We start from the raw sequence: 16,367 nt of genomic DNA, 5'->3' as shown, positions 1-16,367 counted from the left end.
TTGATTTTACTATCTAATCAGACAGGAATGAGAACTATGAGTTTGATGTCTATTGAAGAAGTGGCGACATTTCTTGACGTACAGCCTATCCGCGTAGAGCGCCTTGAAAGAGAGAGCCTTTTAGTTGCAAAAGAGAAGGATAGCGAAGGTAAACCGCTGTTCGATAAGGGCGATGTGGAGCGTTATAAAGTGCTGGCTGAACGGTTAGGCGGCATCTGACCTGCTTCATTTTTAATTCAGAATGAAAAAGCCCCCGGCATTATTCGTAAAAACCGGGGGCTTTTCTTTATCTGTTCATCAGTGTTCAGTTCTGCTGCAGCATTCGCGCAATACTGCGGATACCAATACCTGTTGCACCTGCCGGCATTTCCGGTGTAGCGCTGCCGTTGTAAGCTGCAGCCAGATCCAGGTGTACCCAGCCCTTACCTTCTTCATTAACAAAACGGGATAAGAAACCGGCTGCATTTGAGGCGCCGCCGCCACCGCCTCCTTTCATAGGACGACTGTTGGCAGTATCAGCAAAAGCAGACGGACACTTATCCTGATGCCATTTTTCCAGCGGCAATGGCCAGAAGCCCTCGCCCTCGGCTTTACCTGCTTCAAGCATCGCTTGTCTGGCGTCATCATCCATACTGAAAACAGCATGGTAGTCATTACCTAATGCAACCGTTGCTGCACCGGTCAGCGTTGCCGCGTTAATTATAAGGGGAGCACCAGTTTCAGTTGCACGGATTAAGCCATCAGCAAGCACCAGACGACCCTCTGCATCGGTATTGACGATTTCTACTGTAAGCCCGTTTTTATAGGTCAGTACATCGCCCAACTTGTATGCGTGACCGCTAATCAGGTTTTCAGCGCAACATAAAAGCAGTTTCACACGCTTTTTGAGTCCCTGACTGATAGCCAGTCCGAGGGCACCGGTTACTGTTGCCGCGCCGCCCATATCACATTTCATATCCAGCATCCCTTCACTGGATTTAATGCTGTAACCACCACTGTCAAAGGTGATGCCTTTACCTACCAGCACAGCATCGACCGGTGCATCGTTGTTGCCGGTGGGGTTATAGTCCAGCTCCAGTAACACCGGCGGACGCTCGCTGCCACGACCGACGTTATAAATACCAGTCCAGCCAGCTTTCTGCAGTGCTTCACCCACTGTCATACTGTAAGAGACCTTGTCTCCGCCCAGCGACTGAATCCACTGTGCTGCACGACCGGCAAGGGTTTCAGGTGATAAATCTTCAGGGGTGTCGTTCACCAGACTGCGGGTAAACAACAAGGCGGCATACGCTTTATCTAACTCAGCAACATCACCGGTGTCTGCCCAGCGGATTGATCCGGGCTTTCTCGCACGGGTATAACTCAGGGCAAAAGCCCATTGTTGCTCTTTAGACCAGTCACCGGTCAGCTGAACTTCAGCGATGCCGAGTCCGTCGATACGACGGCCCGCCTGACGAATCAATCTTGTGCTGTCGCCTTTCTCAGTAATATGGATAACAGCACCGTCTGCTGTCATGCTTAATCTGGCATTTTCGCCCCAGTGAGCCGGCGCCTTTCCGGTGGAAAGTGACACAGAAAAAATCGACATAACAATTCCTTATTAGCTTGTTACAATGTGTTCTTTATCTTCAGACAATTAAATTGACTGGTTATTTGTATGCAGTTTACTACGCCTTTACTTCACGGAAAGCTTATTCGTCGTTACAAACGGTTTCTTGCCGATGTAACCCTGGATTCAGGCGAAGAAGTGGTTGCGCATTGTCCGAACACCGGCGCAATGACTGGCTGCGCCGAACCGGGATACGAGGTCTGGCTCAGCCCCTCAAATAATCCCAAACGCAAGCTGGCCTACACCTGGGAACTGGCAAAAACCTTTGACGGACACTTCATCGGCATCAATACACATAATGCTAATAAACTGGTAGCGGAAGCACTGGATAACAATACCATAGCCGAATTTTCTCACGTACAGGACTGGAAAGCAGAGGTGACACCACCCGGCGCCGACAGCCGCTTCGATTTTCGTATCACAACCGCTGAAGGCGATGCCTATATAGAAGTGAAGTCTGTCACTCTGCTGGAAGAGGGAAAAGGCTACTTTCCCGATGCCAGAACAACCCGCGGCGCCAAACACTGCGAGACACTGGGTAATCTGGCCGCAGCGGGCGTGCCAGCGACTCTGGTGTTTTGCGTGCAGCATACTGGTATACGTGAAGTACGGGTTGCAGAGCACATTGATCCAAACTATGCCGCAGCCGTAAAGGTTGCGCACGATAAAGGAATGCAAATCATCGCTTTAGGTTGCGAAATCAATGAACAAAATATTAAGGTAAATCAATCACTACCAGTAATTTGGTGAAAAAGGGGTTGCAATTTCTCAAAGGAACGCCATATTTGCGGCTTGCTTTTTACCGTTGTGGTGCACAGACGCCACCGGCGTTTTGCATTCGAAGAGCAATGGATGCATTAAATAACGGAAGGGTAACTTTGACACCAAAGGTTGCCTGAACATAGCGATTCTGCTATAGATTCCCGGTTGTTCAGGACATATGGGTGTCGTAGTGTAGGAGATGTGGCACATGCCAACAGGAAAAGAAACGAAATCCCTGGGCCTTTTAGCCTTAGCCGGCCTTGAGCCTTACCAGCCAAAGCCTGACGAAGAATACATGAACGATGCGCAAATGGAGCATTTCCGTTTGTTGCTTAAAGCATGGCGTGATCAGTTGCGTGAAGAAGTAGACCGTACTGTGACGCACATGAAAGACGAAGCTGCTAACTTCCCTGATCCTGTCGACCGTGCAGCGCAGGAAGAAGAATTCAGCCTTGAACTGCGTACACGTGACCGTGAACGTAAATTGATTAAAAAAATCGAGAAAACCATGCGTCGCATTGAAGACGATGATTTCGGTTTCTGTGATCAGTGCGGTATCGAAATTGGTATCCGCCGTCTGGAAGCACGCCCTACAGCTGATTTATGTATCGACTGTAAAACAATGGCAGAAATCAAAGAAAAGCAGCTTCAGGGCTAACGCTTTTCTGATACTCAGGGCGCCGGTGCTAAACCCGCGCCTTAAGTCATTTTTACTCGTAATATTATGACGGGTCATCATTCTTATACCGGCAGATTTGCCCCTTCTCCCTCAGGTCCTCTTCATTTCGGTTCGCTGATAGCCGCCCTTGCCAGCTTTCTTGATGCCAGACATCATCAAGGGCAGTGGTTACTGCGAATGGAAGACATAGACGAACCCCGCTGCGTTGGGGGTGCCGACAAACTCATTCTGGACACTCTTGAAGCTCACCATCTTCACTGGGACGGAGAGGTCATGTATCAGTCTGCAGAACATGCCCGTTATCAGGCGCTCACAGACCAGTTTATCCGGCAAGGCCTGGCATACCGGTGCAGTTGCACGAGGAAGATGATTAAAGAAGCTGGCGGCACATACCCCGGCACCTGCAGAGATAAACATCTCACTGGTGACGGCACGGCAATCCGGTTAAAGATGACCTCTCCGGTCACCCGGTTTGATGATCGTATTATGGGACAGGTACACGTTACCGACGCCCACGCCCTTGAAGACACCGTGCTCAAACGTCGCGACGGATTATTTTCTTACAATCTGGTGGTGGTGGCCGACGATATACACCAGGGTATAACCCATATTGTACGGGGCAGCGATTTGCTTACCACAACGGCAACCCACTTAAGCCTTTACCGGTTACTGCAGGCAAGTGCCCCGGCGTATGCCCATGTTCCGGTGGCCTCAGTGTCTGAAGGGCGCAAATTGAGTAAACAGAATCATGCTGCAGCCCTCAATAACTTAACCCCGTCGGAAAACCTCGCCGCAGCGCTGACCTTCTTAGGCTTAGCTCTTCCGGAAGATGCTACAAATGCTCCGCCGGCAGAAGTGCTACAATGGGCTGTTGAACACTGGGGTTGTGATAGAATACCAAGACAGCGCGAAATTATTGTCGCTGCGTCAGAATCCACTTATCATAGACCCTTTATTTTTTGTGGCATTTAATTTTTCGGAGACAGCATCATCATTACGCGCGTGTTTAAAACGGTAAAACGGGTATTAAGTAAAGACCCGGCCTCAGAAGCAACGATACAGGCCTATACCCTTCCCCGTGCCGAGCATGGTATTTCACGGGAAGACATCAGTGATAACGCGCTGAAAGTGCTGTACCGCCTCAATAAATCCGGTTTTGAAGCGTACCTGGTGGGTGGCTGTGTCCGCGACCTTATGCTGGGTAAACTGCCAAAAGACTTCGATGTCGTTACCAATGCCACACCGGAACAAATTAAAAGCCTGTTCAAAAACTGCCGGCTGATCGGCCGCCGTTTCCGTCTTGCCCACATTGTATTCGGCCGGGAAATCATTGAGGTTGCCACTTTCCGTGGTCACCACAGTGAAGGCGAATCAGACAATAAACTGGGTCAGCAGGACGCGCAGGGCCAGCTGGTCCGGGATAACGTGTTCGGTACTATCGAAGAAGACGCCGAACGCCGGGATTTCACCTTCAATGCCATGTACTACAGCGTGGCTGACTTTACAGTTACCGACTTCGCCCGTGGCCGCGATGCCGTTAAAAACCGCGAAGTAGACCTAATTGGTGACCCGGAAACCCGTTACCGTGAAGACCCGGTGCGCATGCTACGAGCTATCCGTTTTGCTGCCAAGCTGGACATGACGATTACGCCCCGCACAGCGAAGCCCATCCCCGAGCTGGCACACTTACTGGCAAACATTCCGCCGGCAAGATTATTTGAAGAAACCCTGAAGCTGTTCCTTGGCGGCGCCGGTGTGCAAACCTTCCGCTTATTGCAACAATACGGGTTGTTAACGCCGTTATTCCCGCAGTTAGAAAGCATTGCGAAAAATCCTGACAGCCGTGAGTGTCAGTTTATTCTTAAAGTGCTGGAAAATACCGATGAGCGCATCAACAGCAACCAGCGGGTAACACCGGCTTTCCTGTACGCGGCATTGCTATGGTATCCGCTGGAAGAACATGCGCAGAAGCTGCAGGCAGAAAGCGGCCTGAATCAGCACGACGCCTTTAATATTGCCTCCGGTGAAGTGATTCACCGTCAGGTGCAACGTATTATGATCCCGAAACGTTTCTCCACGGTTATCCGTGATATCTGGATCCTGCAACAACGTTTACCACGACGCTTTGGCCGCCGCGCATTTCAGTTGCTGTCGCACCCTAAATTCCGTGCCGGTTATGACTTCCTGCATGCCCGCGGCGAAATTGAAGGTGGCAATACAATGGAGCTGGCTGACTGGTGGACCGAATTCCAGCACGCTGACCAGGGTAAGCAGAAAAAGTTGCTGAACGCATTGCGCCAGTCGGAAGGCAGCAAGTCATCAGGCCCGCGAAAGCGGCGCCGCCGCTCACCTGAAAAACGAGATGCCGGTAATGCATAAAGAACACGTTTACGTTGGTCTGGGCAGTAATCTGGGCGATTCAGGTGCAACCCTTGAGGCTGCCACAAAGGCTATGGGCGAACTGGCTGACACCCGTGTTCTGGCCCGTTCATCTCTGTATTGTTCCTCTCCTATGGGTCCGCAGGATCAACCGGACTATATTAACGCAGTGTGCCTGCTGGAAACGGCACTGGAACCCGTGGAACTATTACGGGCATTACAGAATATTGAAAACAGTCATGGCCGTGAGCGCAAAGGTGAGCGCTGGGGCCCGCGAACCCTTGATTTAGACATGCTGCTTTACGGCAACACCGGGATGAACACCGCTGAGTTAACCCTGCCTCACTATGGTATGGCCGCCAGGGAGTTTGTGATGGTGCCGCTGTTTGAAATTGCGCCATCTATGATCATGCCGGACGGTAACCCCATCGCCTTGTGGGTGTCCCGCTGCAATCTTGAGGGACTTCGGCGTATAACGCCTTCCAATCAGTCTTAAAATCCGTATAGTTCGCAATCTGTTCAACCCCCTCAGGGGTGTGTCAAATGAGGTTGTTCCCATGAAAAAAATCACCATTTCCGGTCTTCAAACCAAAAAAGCAGCCGGCGAGAAGATAACCGCCCTCACCGCCTATGACGCAAGCTTTGCCAAGATGTTCGATGAACAGAATATTGATGTCCTGCTTATCGGTGACTCACTGGGCATGGTGCTGCAAGGTGAAGAAGACACCCTGCCCGTCACCACAGACGATATTGCTTATCACACCCGCGCGGTGAGAAAAGGTACGAAACGGGCTTTTGTGCTTTCGGATATGCCTTTTATGTCTTATGACACACCTGAACATGCTTATCAGAACGCAGCCAGACTAATGGCTGCCGGTGCCAGCATGGTGAAAATTGAAGGCGGTGCGTGGCTGGCAGAGACTGTCAGAGGCCTGGTAGAGCGCAGTGTTCCTGTGTGCGGACACCTTGGTCTTACCCCGCAGTCGGTTCATGTTTTTGGCGGCTTTAAAGTACAGGGCCGTGAAGAAGATAAAGCGGCAAAACTCCTTGAAGATGCCCTTGCGCTGGAAAAAGCCGGCGCGCAGTTGCTGGTGCTGGAGTGTGTGCCGACCTCTTTAGGTAAAAAAGTGTCTGAAGCACTGTCCATTCCGGTTATCGGTATTGGTGCAGGAGCCGGTACTGACGGACAGATTCTGGTGATGCACGATATGTTCGGCATCTCAGCCAATTACATGCCGAAGTTCTCAAAGAACTTTCTGGCAGAAACCGGTGATATGCGAAAAGCAGTGCAAAAGTATATCAGCGATGTTCAAAGCGGTGCTTTCCCGGGCGCCTCTCACAGCTTCGAGTAATTCATGAAATCTCTGACAACAGTTGAAGACTTACGTGCGCAACGCAGCGCATGGGTGCAGGCAGGTAAAACTGTTGGCTTTGTGCCGACGATGGGTAATTTGCATAATGGCCATATGCAGCTTGTTCGTGCAGCGAAAGCTGAGTGCGATATTGTGGTGGTATCGATTTTCGTCAATCCGATGCAATTCGGGAAAAATGAAGATTTGGATAACTATCCCCGTACACTGGATGCAGATAAAGAAAAGCTTGAAAGCCTTGGCGTAGATGCTGTTTTTCTGCCATCAGTGGCAGAAATGTATCCCAGAGGCCTTGAGCAGCAAACCTTTGTCGAAGTCCCGGGCATTTCCTCTATCCTTTGCGGCGAAAGTCGTCCGGGACATTTCCGTGGTGTCGCTACCATTGTTTGTAAACTGTTTAATATGGTTTCTCCGGATACCGCCTTTTTCGGTGAAAAGGATTTTCAGCAGTTGCAGGTTATCCGTTTAATGGCGAAAGACTTATCTATGGGTCTGTCAATCAAAGGGGTGCCGACGGAAAGAGAGGCCTCCGGCCTGGCAATGAGTTCACGCAACGGTTATCTCACGACGCAGGAACGTGAAATTGCACCGGTTATCTATCAGCAACTGTGCGATATGAAAGCCGCAATTCTGGCTGGCGAGACAGACTTAAAATCGCTTATATCGACAGTGAGTGCTCACATTAATAAGTCCGGATTCCGCATGGATTATCTGGCAGTTAAAAATGCTGCTGACTTAACCGATGCGACTGCGGCGTCGACGGAGTTCGTTATCCTTGTAGCTGCGTATCTGGGCAACACCCGTCTCATCGACAATATTCACTTTAGCAAGTAGCCTAAGCACAAACAAAAGCCGCGCAAAGGTTAAATACCCTTGCGCGGCTTTTTTGATCCCGCAGGTTACTGCGATATTGCGGAGCTTACCGGAAGATATTAACCGGCAACCGCAGAAGGAATGGCTTTCTCCAGCTCTGCCCAGGCATGGCGGGCGCGGGCGATTTCAGACTGTTCCTGCAGAATATTCTTTAAATCCTGCTCTGTCGTCAGCGGATTGGCCAGCACTACACGAAATACAGTTACCGGCTTCGGATTCAGGTCCGGGTTTTCAAGACGGGTACGTGACACGAAGGATTTACCGGCTTCACGTTGCAGCTTTTGCACATTCACCACCAGCGCATCAATTTTGTGATTCAGGCGTGCTTTCTCGTCATCAGAAGCGGTTTTCAGTTTTTCCTGTATAACCGGCGGACAAACGCGGTAAGTCAGCAAGGATAATGTGGGTGCTGTCACCAGTTCGAAATCAGGATGCTCTGAAATCATACGGGCGAAGGCTTTCGCCTTACTGATACTCTGGTCGATAAGCAGTTCATAACCCCGGCGGCCAAAGATATGTAGTGACGCATACACCATCATCGCCATACCATTTCTGGAGCCTTCCAGCGTTGTTGCACCTAAGTCTTTCGAACCCTGACGCAGAATGTACTGGGCATGATGGCGCACAGCATTGGCGTCTTCAGGATTCTTAAACAGTGCCATACCAGCGCCCATGGGCACGTACATTTGCTTATGCGCATCAATGGTAACTGAATCTGCACGCTCTATGCCTTTAAGCTTGCTCCGGTGCGTGCCGGAAAACAACGTAGCGCCGCCCCAGGCTGCATCCACATGGAACCAGCAACCCAGCTCACGGGCCACATCAGCCAGTTCATCCAGCGGATCAATGTGACCGGTTTCCGTAGTACCGCCAACACCCACCAGAGCCAGCAACTTATTGCCTTCTTCCTGATAGCGACGGCCTTCAGCCAGCGCCTGTTCAGGTGACAGGGTTTGTTGCGGGCATGGCAGGGTAATTAGGTTGTCACGCCCGATCCCCAGCACATCCACGGCTTTAGACAATGAGTAGTGACCACGGCGGGAACACATTACGCCCATCTGGTTAATACCATAATGGCGGTAAGCAGCAACCAGACCTGACTTAGCCACACCGGCAAATTTCTTATCCGGCCCGAGAATTTTATTCCGCGCAACCCAAAGCGCTGTAATGTTTGCCACCGTACCACCAGAGCAGAACGCTCCCAGTGCATGTCTGGCGCTGTGCAAATACTGCTGGTACCAGCTGTCTTCCTGGCCATAAACCAGGTTGTGCATCATGCCCAGTACCTGCCGTTCAAGCGGTGTAAAGGCTTTAGATGTTTCGATTTTTACCAGATTCTGATTCAGGCCCACCAGCAATTTGGCCAGTGGCAAATGAAAATAGGGTAACGCAGAGGTCATATGACCAATAAAGGTCGGGGAATAGGTATTGACAGAATGGGCGACCAGCTTGTTCAGCAACGACTCAGCGTGAGAAGAAACAAACTCAGGGGATTCCGGCACAAAGGGATCAGAAAAGTCCTGCTCAACCTCTTCCAGCGACGTCTTTTTCGTCACTACGTGCTGAGACAGAAAATCCAGAATGTTATCGGACAAATGCTGTTCGATTTGTGCGAGCTTTGAGTCTTTGTGTTCAGGTTTAGTAAAGACCCGAAACAGATGTTTCAGACTGACTTGTGCTTCACCCACTCCACACACCTCTTAATTAAATTGGAGCAAACCGCGCTTCGCCACAGGCAAAGTACAACACCGGCTGCACCCTGACAAACATCGTCAGTGACAATGAAAACTTAGCACGCATCTTACAAAGTGCCGAACTTTACCCCGGAAACACGCCTGCGCCAAGTGTAAGACGGATTAAACGGTAGTGATAATCACGCCAAATGACTTTAAATACCGCCCATCATTACGGTTAACACGAATATGTGAAAATAGAGAATGGGTAATCTGACAACGTCTGCTATAGTGAAAAGACAGGAATAGCCAGAGGCGAGTGACATGCCAATTCGTGAAATAACAGACAGCTACACTCTCGAATCTATTGTGCCTTACTTTCAGCCAATCGTCGATATCAGGTCAGAAATTGTATGGCGTTATGAATGCCTTGCGCGGCTTGTTACGCCTGAACAACGGGTTTTCCTGCCCAGCGATTTTCTGTACCTCATTGAGCGTAACAACCATATTCACCAACTGGCTGAAATGATGTTTTGCAAAAGTGCGGTGTATTTCGAAGAATCCAATACGCCCTGGAACATCAACCTGGATGCCTCTGATCTCAATAACGAAGAGCTGCTGAACTCGCTTATCACCCAACTTGCAAACTATCCGAACCCCTCACGGGTATGTGTGGAAGTCAGTGCTGACGTAGCCAGCCACCATTATGAAACCCTCAAACGCTTTATCGATAAATCTATGCACAGCGGAATGGGCGTGTTTATTGATAATCTGGGCAAAAGCAGCGGCAATGTGCGTAAACTGATGTCGCTGCCAATACGGGGCGTCAAACTGGACGGCGGCTTATTGCGCCGGCTCGACCACAGCGAAGAAATCGAGGATTTCATACTCAGCATTTGCGACCTGGCTAAAACACGGCATATGAGTATTGTTGCTGAACATGTCGAAGATGCCGATACCCTGGAAAAAGTGATGCAACTGCCGATTCAGTATGCACAGGGTTTTGTATTCTGTGAACCGGCTCCGGTGCCGCGCAACGCCGCTGCCCACTGATAAAACATACTTGCATATGTCTACACAGGTAAATCAGGGGCAGCGTTCAGGATTTAACCAGTAGATTATCAGCGATTCTCAAATGCTTTATTAACAGTGGCTGCGGGCAATGCATAACTTGCCTTCTTGCCGCCCAGGTCAATTAATATCGAGTCTACCAGGACACCTGAATCAACCATATAAATGGTCAACGTGTGTTTACCGGGCTTGTCGATAAGCTGTTGGATAGATCCCCTCGCCTGGTTTTTCAGAACATTTTGCTTCCACGTCTCACTGCGCCCTTCTGTACGAAAATCCAATATTTCAGGATTGTTATCATCTACAACAACGGCAACACGAACGCCTCGTCCTTCATACATAGGGTGAGTCGGCACCACATTCACACTAATTTCAGCCATACCTTGATTAAACGTATAAAAATCATATTCCAATGCCGGACTTTCAAGAGACAAAAGATCTGCCGATTCCGGGTCGGCGGTAACGGGGACTGCTTTCATGACACTGCCGCTGTAACCCAAATTGTCGACTTTCTGCCAACGACGGTTTTCCCCGTTTTTTTGACGCTGGAAATTGGCCGCATCCAACACCACATATCCCAGATCTTCTACGTAGCCATCAAAACTCTTCAATTCTGGTATATCAGGGTTAAACACATTCAAACTAATATCCGATTGAAAATCTTCTGTCGTAAAAATCAGTTTGCCGGGCACTTTATATGAAGGAGGTATTAACTGATGATCATGCCCTAGTGGTGGCTCTTTTAAAGCTTCACCTTTAGGGACTTTACCCCAGTCGATATCCACCCACACCCGTTCATGAGGATGAGCCTGGCTCAATCTTCCCTGTGTTTTAGATAATTTAATCCACGGTTGTTGAGGAGAAATACTCCACTTTCTCGCTTCAGAGCCATTCAAATAAATATCAATAAAACGCGGGTTACGGGTAAAACTATTAAATACAGGTAAGGTACGGGCATGGCTATTAGTGATATGCGAATTGGCTGGCATGTCGAAGCCCTCTAACACAAACCCTACAGCCTGCTTCTGCTCTCGATGAGGCTGTGCCGAAGAAGGTATATCAAACACAGGTAAGTTGCGCGGAGACGCAGACATGATGTGCTGCCACTTACCACCAGCTAATTCAGTATTGTAATAACGGGTAATGTCCCGGATGGTTTGATAACTCGAGAGCATCTGTTCTGCATACCAGTCAGCATCACCACGGCCCTGGGCTGCAGCAAAGACATTTTTATAATGGTAAAGCCATTTGAGGCTCATATTCCCGGCCGCGACAATAGGGTAATAGGCCAACTGGTAAAACGCATCCTGACGGGTCTTATCGATTTGCGGTTGTAAGGTTTCAACTTCTTTGATCAACGCCTGCCACTGGGTGATAAGTGCGCTCACTTCATCACCGTAATGAGTTTGTGTTAGTTCGCCGGGCTGAGGCAATGACACTGGTTCGACATGACTCCAGGCCATAAATTCAGGGCGTCGTTGATACACAAGATGAAAATACTGTTTGAATATAGCGACCAGTTTATCTGATGCCCCGGCCGACAGGTCGCGGGCAAAATACTCCGCCATTTGCAAGTAAACATCATCCGCAGAATTAAACTGATCTCGCTGCCAGGCAATGTCCATAAATAACTCGGTATTGTATTCGTGAGGCTTAATATCCCCTACATTCAATATCCATTGCTCTCTGGCGTGGAGATCCCACGCTTTTGTAATTTCCTGCCACATTAAAACAGGGTTAGTCGAGTTTAACCACAGATAATCATGAGGCCGCCCCCAATAAGACGTGTGATAGTAAATACCCGCCCCACCACTGCGTTTTTGCTCTTCGGGGTTGCTGAGTTGTCGCAGATAACCGTAGTTATCGTCGGTCCACATTAACGTGATGTCATCGGGTACTTCGAGGCCGTTTTGGTAGTAAGTTAATACTTCTTTATAAGGCACAAAAGCTTGCGGAATGGAATCGACATCTTCGCCAGTAATCGAAGACAATAACTTTCTTTGATCTGTAATCACCTTATCGAGCAAAGCTACCTGATCAGCCATGGAGCTGTCGCGCATGATCATTGGCGAGTCATGTTCACCTCGCATCGCCACGGTGTAGATACTCTCAAAGTCTTTTGTTTCTCTAATTCGATGACTAAAAAACTGCTTTACGGCGCCAGCATTTGTATCGTAACGATATTGCCCCATTACATCCTTGTCCCATTCCCCGTTGATATTCGACAACATAGGTTCCGCATGGGAGGAACCGACAACAATACCGTAATCGTCAGCGACTTGTTTATTCTCAGGAATTGCATAAAAAGGTGTTGTGGTTTTATGCATAGCGGGCCAGATAGTATTGGCCCGCAAACGCAATAACAGTTCAAATACGCGGGCATAAGTTTTTGGCCCTATGTCACCGGTTTCCGGCTCATAGTTTTTCGCTGCCCAAATCTGTAAGCCCCAATCCTCATCATTAAGGAAAATACCACGATACTTAACATCCGGTGATGAAGAGACTGATGTTTTTACGTCAACAGACAAAGGATACTGTGTAGCGGGCGTGACATCGGCCCACCATTCCCATGGAGACACGCCCATCTGACGTGACAATGAAAGTAAACCGTAGGCAGTACCACGCCGGTCACTGCCCACAACAACTAACGCCGGTTTGTCACCCAAAATAGCAACAGGCTTCAGCCAGATCTGATAGCGTTCCCACTGACCTTGAATTGAGGACGGGTCAATGTCTCCCTGTTCAATTAAGCTGTCGATCAAAGCGCTTTGACCTAATGTTCCGGCAATAATTGCAGTGTGAGGAACCGGACTAAAATGTGACGCGAGTGACAATTTGTGACCGCTGATTGCCGCCACATCGCTGGCTAGCATAGCCGCTGATTTGTGTACTACTGTCGCATCTGATTCATCAACAAACAGCGTGGCTACGCCTTCTTCCCCAACCAGTGAAAAAGGCCCGGCCCAACTTTGCACACTCAGGCCAACACTACATAAAATTACGAACATCCACATTTTGGATTTCCACCACAATACCACTGTCCTTTCTCCTTGCAGAAAATACTACTAACGAGTCTGAATGTACGAAACCGCACTTATCACACCAGGTAATTAAGCCAAACCTTTCAAGCAAGGCTTTCTGTTCTTCTGACATGACATCCAGACGGGCTTTGGCTTTCGCCAGCAAACTTGCCGGGTAATCTGCTTCTGCCCCGTCGTTGCATGATGTAAACGTCGTATGCCGCAAAGTCAGAGTATTCAAAACGAAGTGCGTATGTTTTATCGGACAATTGATAGTTGAGGTTAGTACGTGTCCAACCAACTACCGGCATAAAGTTGTAGCAAACCCCAGTCACACCGGCTGCGCCCGCCTGTTTGATTTTTTCCAGGGTAATGGTGTCATCAGGACCAAACCATCTCCACGTTTCAATCATAAATAGTTACTCTTCGAAAGTTATAATGCCTGTTCGATAATTTCCCAAAGCGCCCCCTGGGTATGGTAATCACACTTAGCGCCAGCCAGACTTTTCTCATTGTTGTAAGGCTTGTTGTCCGCCGTAAGTACACGGAACCAACTGCCGTATGTGTGGTCAATCATGGCGCTCCAGCAATACGCCCAAATTTTCTCATACCATTGCCAATATGCATCATTACCTGTTGCTTTAGCTAACAACGCAGCCGCTGCTAACGACTCGGCTTGTACCCAGAAATATTTGTCACTGTCGCAAATTTCACCGTCAGGGGCATGACCATAAAAAATACCGCCGTTTTCCTCGTCCCAGCAAAGGTTCAGTGCGCTATCAAATAGCGCTTGCGCTCTTTCCACCATCCAGCTTTCGGGCTGATGACGATGCAAAATTAACAGTAATTTAGTCCATTCAGTTTGGTGGCCCGGTTGGAAGCCCCACGGACGATAAAGATTTTTCGGGTCGTCTTTGTTGTACTCCCAATCAATCGACATATCAGCATGGTAGTGTTCCCAAATCAGTCCTTGCGTCAGTGCTGCTTTTTCTACCGCGAAAGTTTTTGCCAGTGTATAAGCACGTTTTAAAAACGCCTTATCCTTTGTTGCATCATAGGCAATTAATAACGCTTCACAGCAATGCATATTGGCATTCTGACCGCGATACGTACCTAACGTTGACCAATCTGGTGAGGCTTCATCGGCATAGCAACCATCGGACTCTTGCCAAAAACGCTCGTTGAGTATTTCCCACGCCTGATATAAAGGTATCTCAGCCTTGTTAAGTCCTGTTTTCACACAGGTTGCGAGCGCGAGGATCACGAAAGCTAATCCATAAGCATGGTTGGTTTGGTCCACCGGTGTATTAGCATCTAACAACCAATTATACGCTTGACGTTCTTCATCCCAGTGCCGGGTAAGCAAATACACTAAACCGTGCTCAATGCGTTGGAGGTCTTCTTCACGTTGAAAGTGCTGATAGGCTTTGCAATAGTTGAAAATCATCCGGGTGGAGCTCACCAGGTGCTTTTTCCCCGGTTCGAAAATGTCACCATTGTCGTAATAGTTCTGATGAAAACCACCGTTAACTTCGTCCATTACATTCGGGGCGTAAAACGCCAGTATATCTTCAATGTGTGACGTTAATGCCTGTTCGCTTTTGCAGTCCAACATAATCTAACCCTCTATTGTTCATTTGGCAGCTTGCTGCCTTTTTGTGCATACCAGGTCACAAATCCATAACTGGCTAACGGCACGATAAAGCTCATCTGAATACTCAGGGTGTCGGCTACAATGCCCTGCAAAACAGGCAAAATTGCACCTCCAACAATAGCCAGACACAACAGACCCGCACCTTCAGCCGTTGCTGCCCCTAACCCACGGATTCCCAGTGAGAAAATGGTGGGGAACATGATGGAGTTGCACAGTCCAATCAATACCACAGCCCACATTGCGATACTGCCACTGGCTGACATCACAACAACGAGCAGAAATATAGCCGCCAAAGCGTTAAATGTGAGTGCTGAAGACGCTTTGATGTACTGCATGATGTAAGCACCAGCGAAACGCCCGACCATAGCGGCGCCCCAATAAAGCCCCAGATAGGTGGCTGCATCTTTATGAGTGAGACCTGCGATATCGTCGCTACTTAAAAAGTTAATCAAAAAGCTACCGATCGATACTTCGGCACCGACATACAAAAATATCGCCACAGCACCTAACACAAGATGGCGATGAGCGGTGAGCTTTTTCACAGCCTCTCCTTGCAGGCTTGCAGATTGCCCGGATTCTGCGGCAATTTTAGGTAGTGGAAAACGCTTAAATACAATCGCCACCACAACCAGCGCTAGCGCAATCAACAAGTAGGGAATTTGGACCGACTCAGGATTAGCAGGCCCCCCAAGCTGGCTCGCCCCAATGATTAGCGCACCACCAAAAAAGGGAGCCACAGTGTGCCCCACAGAATTCAATCCCTGGCAAAAATTCAACCGGCTTGATGCGCTTTTTTCATCACCGAGCGCTGCCACATAGGGATTCGCAGTGACCTGTAATATCGTGATCCCGCTGGCGAGAACAAATAATCCCCCTAAGAAAAACACATACAACTTCACTTCTGCAGCGGGGTAAAATAATAGACAGCCCACCGCTGTAGTTAATAAGCCCGCGATAATGCCGGCTTTAAAACCCAGGCGCCTAATTAACTTACCAGCAGGCAGTGACACAAGAAAGTAAGCACCGAAAAAGGCAAATTGCACCAACATGGCTTGAGTGTAATTAAGTGAAAACGCACTTTTAAGGTGAGGAATCAAGACATCATTCAAGCTTGTCAGAAAGCCCCAGAAAAAAAACAATGCACTCATCGCTAATAATGGCGAATGCGACTTCGCTATTGAGGCTTGTGTATTACTGACTGTATTCATTGGTCACCTTTATGTTCACATTTCGACAACCTCACAACTCTGGTAAGGCCACCTTACAGAGAGTAAATG

Annotated in this window: 15 protein-coding genes; 9 read left to right on the top strand and 6 right to left on the bottom strand. The window is 48.9% G+C overall.

The window, feature by feature from the left end; translation table 11 throughout:
• The first annotated feature begins 36 nt into the window (after window positions 1-36).
• Window positions 37-219: a helix-turn-helix domain-containing protein gene (locus ACXAGR_RS20065; RefSeq protein WP_119499919.1), complete on the top strand. Its 183-nt coding sequence runs from the start codon at window positions 37-39 to the stop codon at window positions 217-219.
• An 85-nt stretch (window positions 220-304) separates the two neighbouring features.
• Here ACXAGR_RS20065 and pepB read toward each other — a convergent pair whose 3' ends face one another.
• A complete protein-coding gene (pepB, locus tag ACXAGR_RS20060) occupies window positions 305-1,588 on the bottom strand; it encodes an aminopeptidase PepB (protein WP_474845299.1) in 1,284 nt (427 codons plus the stop codon).
• A 69-nt stretch (window positions 1,589-1,657) separates the two neighbouring features.
• Between pepB and sfsA the strand changes: the two genes are divergently transcribed.
• The 7 genes from sfsA (at window position 1,658) to panC (ending at window position 7,633) form a co-directional block, all read left to right on the top strand.
• A complete protein-coding gene (gene sfsA / locus ACXAGR_RS20055) occupies window positions 1,658-2,359 on the top strand; it encodes a DNA/RNA nuclease SfsA (RefSeq protein ID WP_474845301.1) in 702 nt (233 codons plus the stop codon).
• Between the two features lie 220 nt (window positions 2,360-2,579).
• Entirely contained in the window at window positions 2,580-3,029 is a 450-nt protein-coding gene (gene dksA, locus ACXAGR_RS20050; protein WP_119503274.1) for an RNA polymerase-binding protein DksA, read from the top strand.
• 66 nt (window positions 3,030-3,095) lie between these two features.
• The gene (gene gluQRS / locus ACXAGR_RS20045) at window positions 3,096-4,022 is read left to right on the top strand and encodes a tRNA glutamyl-Q(34) synthetase GluQRS (RefSeq protein ID WP_474852195.1); all 927 of its coding nucleotides are present in this window, start codon (window positions 3,096-3,098) and stop codon (window positions 4,020-4,022) included.
• An 84-nt stretch (window positions 4,023-4,106) separates the two neighbouring features.
• Window positions 4,107-5,429, top strand: coding sequence for a polynucleotide adenylyltransferase PcnB (gene pcnB, locus ACXAGR_RS20040; RefSeq protein WP_119503273.1), 1,323 nt, complete (start codon window positions 4,107-4,109; stop codon window positions 5,427-5,429).
• Entirely contained in the window at window positions 5,422-5,925 is a 504-nt protein-coding gene (gene folK, locus ACXAGR_RS20035) for a 2-amino-4-hydroxy-6-hydroxymethyldihydropteridine diphosphokinase (protein ID WP_474845305.1), read from the top strand. The genes pcnB and folK overlap by 8 nt, the downstream gene beginning before the upstream one ends.
• A 61-nt stretch (window positions 5,926-5,986) precedes the next feature.
• On the top strand, window positions 5,987-6,781 hold the full coding sequence (gene panB / locus ACXAGR_RS20030; protein WP_119499914.1) for a 3-methyl-2-oxobutanoate hydroxymethyltransferase: 795 nt from the start codon (window positions 5,987-5,989) through the stop codon (window positions 6,779-6,781).
• 3 nt (window positions 6,782-6,784) lie between these two features.
• A complete protein-coding gene (gene panC, locus ACXAGR_RS20025; RefSeq protein ID WP_474852193.1) occupies window positions 6,785-7,633 on the top strand; it encodes a pantoate--beta-alanine ligase in 849 nt (282 codons plus the stop codon).
• A 98-nt stretch (window positions 7,634-7,731) separates the two neighbouring features.
• Here panC and panP read toward each other — a convergent pair whose 3' ends face one another.
• The gene (gene panP / locus ACXAGR_RS20020) at window positions 7,732-9,360 is read right to left on the bottom strand and encodes a pyridoxal-dependent aspartate 1-decarboxylase PanP (protein WP_474852191.1); all 1,629 of its coding nucleotides are present in this window, start codon (window positions 9,358-9,360) and stop codon (window positions 7,732-7,734) included.
• 309 nt (window positions 9,361-9,669) lie between these two features.
• Between panP and ACXAGR_RS20015 the strand changes: the two genes are divergently transcribed.
• A complete protein-coding gene (locus ACXAGR_RS20015) occupies window positions 9,670-10,398 on the top strand; it encodes an EAL domain-containing protein (protein WP_474852189.1) in 729 nt (242 codons plus the stop codon).
• A gap of 68 nt (window positions 10,399-10,466) precedes the next feature.
• Here the strand turns inward: ACXAGR_RS20015 and ACXAGR_RS20010 are convergent, their stop codons facing one another.
• From ACXAGR_RS20010 to ACXAGR_RS19995, 4 genes are all read right to left on the bottom strand, one after another.
• The gene (locus tag ACXAGR_RS20010; protein ID WP_474852188.1) at window positions 10,467-13,430 is read right to left on the bottom strand and encodes a glycosyl hydrolase 115 family protein; all 2,964 of its coding nucleotides are present in this window, start codon (window positions 13,428-13,430) and stop codon (window positions 10,467-10,469) included.
• Window positions 13,431-13,540: 110 nt separating this feature from the next.
• Complete coding sequence (locus ACXAGR_RS20005; RefSeq protein WP_474852186.1) at window positions 13,541-13,849, bottom strand: mannonate dehydratase; 309 nt, start codon at window positions 13,847-13,849, stop codon at window positions 13,541-13,543.
• 20 nt (window positions 13,850-13,869) lie between these two features.
• Window positions 13,870-15,048, bottom strand: a complete 1,179-nt coding sequence (locus ACXAGR_RS20000) for an AGE family epimerase/isomerase (RefSeq protein WP_474845375.1) — start codon at window positions 15,046-15,048, stop codon at window positions 13,870-13,872.
• A gap of 14 nt (window positions 15,049-15,062) precedes the next feature.
• On the bottom strand, window positions 15,063-16,298 hold the full coding sequence (locus tag ACXAGR_RS19995) for a sugar MFS transporter (RefSeq protein WP_474852184.1): 1,236 nt from the start codon (window positions 16,296-16,298) through the stop codon (window positions 15,063-15,065).
• Window positions 16,299-16,367: the final 69 nt, after the last annotated feature.

This window comes from Alteromonas sp. ABH4_457 (assembly GCF_056160625.1).
This window is presented reverse-complemented; position numbering and strand designations above follow the sequence as displayed.

What these genes read in the sequence shown, in the direction of transcription:
- ACXAGR_RS20065 (WP_119499919.1), top strand. Translation starts at nt 37, where the DNA reads ATGAGTTTGATGTCTATTGAAGAAGTGGCGACATTTCTTGACGTACAG.
- pepB (WP_474845299.1), bottom strand. Translation starts at nt 1,588, where the DNA reads ATGTCGATTTTTTCTGTGTCACTTTCCACCGGAAAGGCGCCGGCTCAC.
- sfsA (WP_474845301.1), top strand. Translation starts at nt 1,658, where the DNA reads ATGCAGTTTACTACGCCTTTACTTCACGGAAAGCTTATTCGTCGTTAC.
- dksA (WP_119503274.1), top strand. Translation starts at nt 2,580, where the DNA reads ATGCCAACAGGAAAAGAAACGAAATCCCTGGGCCTTTTAGCCTTAGCC.
- gluQRS (WP_474852195.1), top strand. Translation starts at nt 3,096, where the DNA reads ATGACGGGTCATCATTCTTATACCGGCAGATTTGCCCCTTCTCCCTCA.
- folK (WP_474845305.1), top strand. Translation starts at nt 5,422, where the DNA reads ATGCATAAAGAACACGTTTACGTTGGTCTGGGCAGTAATCTGGGCGAT.
- panB (WP_119499914.1), top strand. Translation starts at nt 5,987, where the DNA reads ATGAAAAAAATCACCATTTCCGGTCTTCAAACCAAAAAAGCAGCCGGC.
- panC (WP_474852193.1), top strand. Translation starts at nt 6,785, where the DNA reads ATGAAATCTCTGACAACAGTTGAAGACTTACGTGCGCAACGCAGCGCA.
- ACXAGR_RS20015 (WP_474852189.1), top strand. Translation starts at nt 9,670, where the DNA reads ATGCCAATTCGTGAAATAACAGACAGCTACACTCTCGAATCTATTGTG.
- ACXAGR_RS20010 (WP_474852188.1), bottom strand. Translation starts at nt 13,430, where the DNA reads ATGTGGATGTTCGTAATTTTATGTAGTGTTGGCCTGAGTGTGCAAAGT.
- ACXAGR_RS20005 (WP_474852186.1), bottom strand. Translation starts at nt 13,849, where the DNA reads ATGATTGAAACGTGGAGATGGTTTGGTCCTGATGACACCATTACCCTG.
- ACXAGR_RS19995 (WP_474852184.1), bottom strand. Translation starts at nt 16,298, where the DNA reads ATGAATACAGTCAGTAATACACAAGCCTCAATAGCGAAGTCGCATTCG.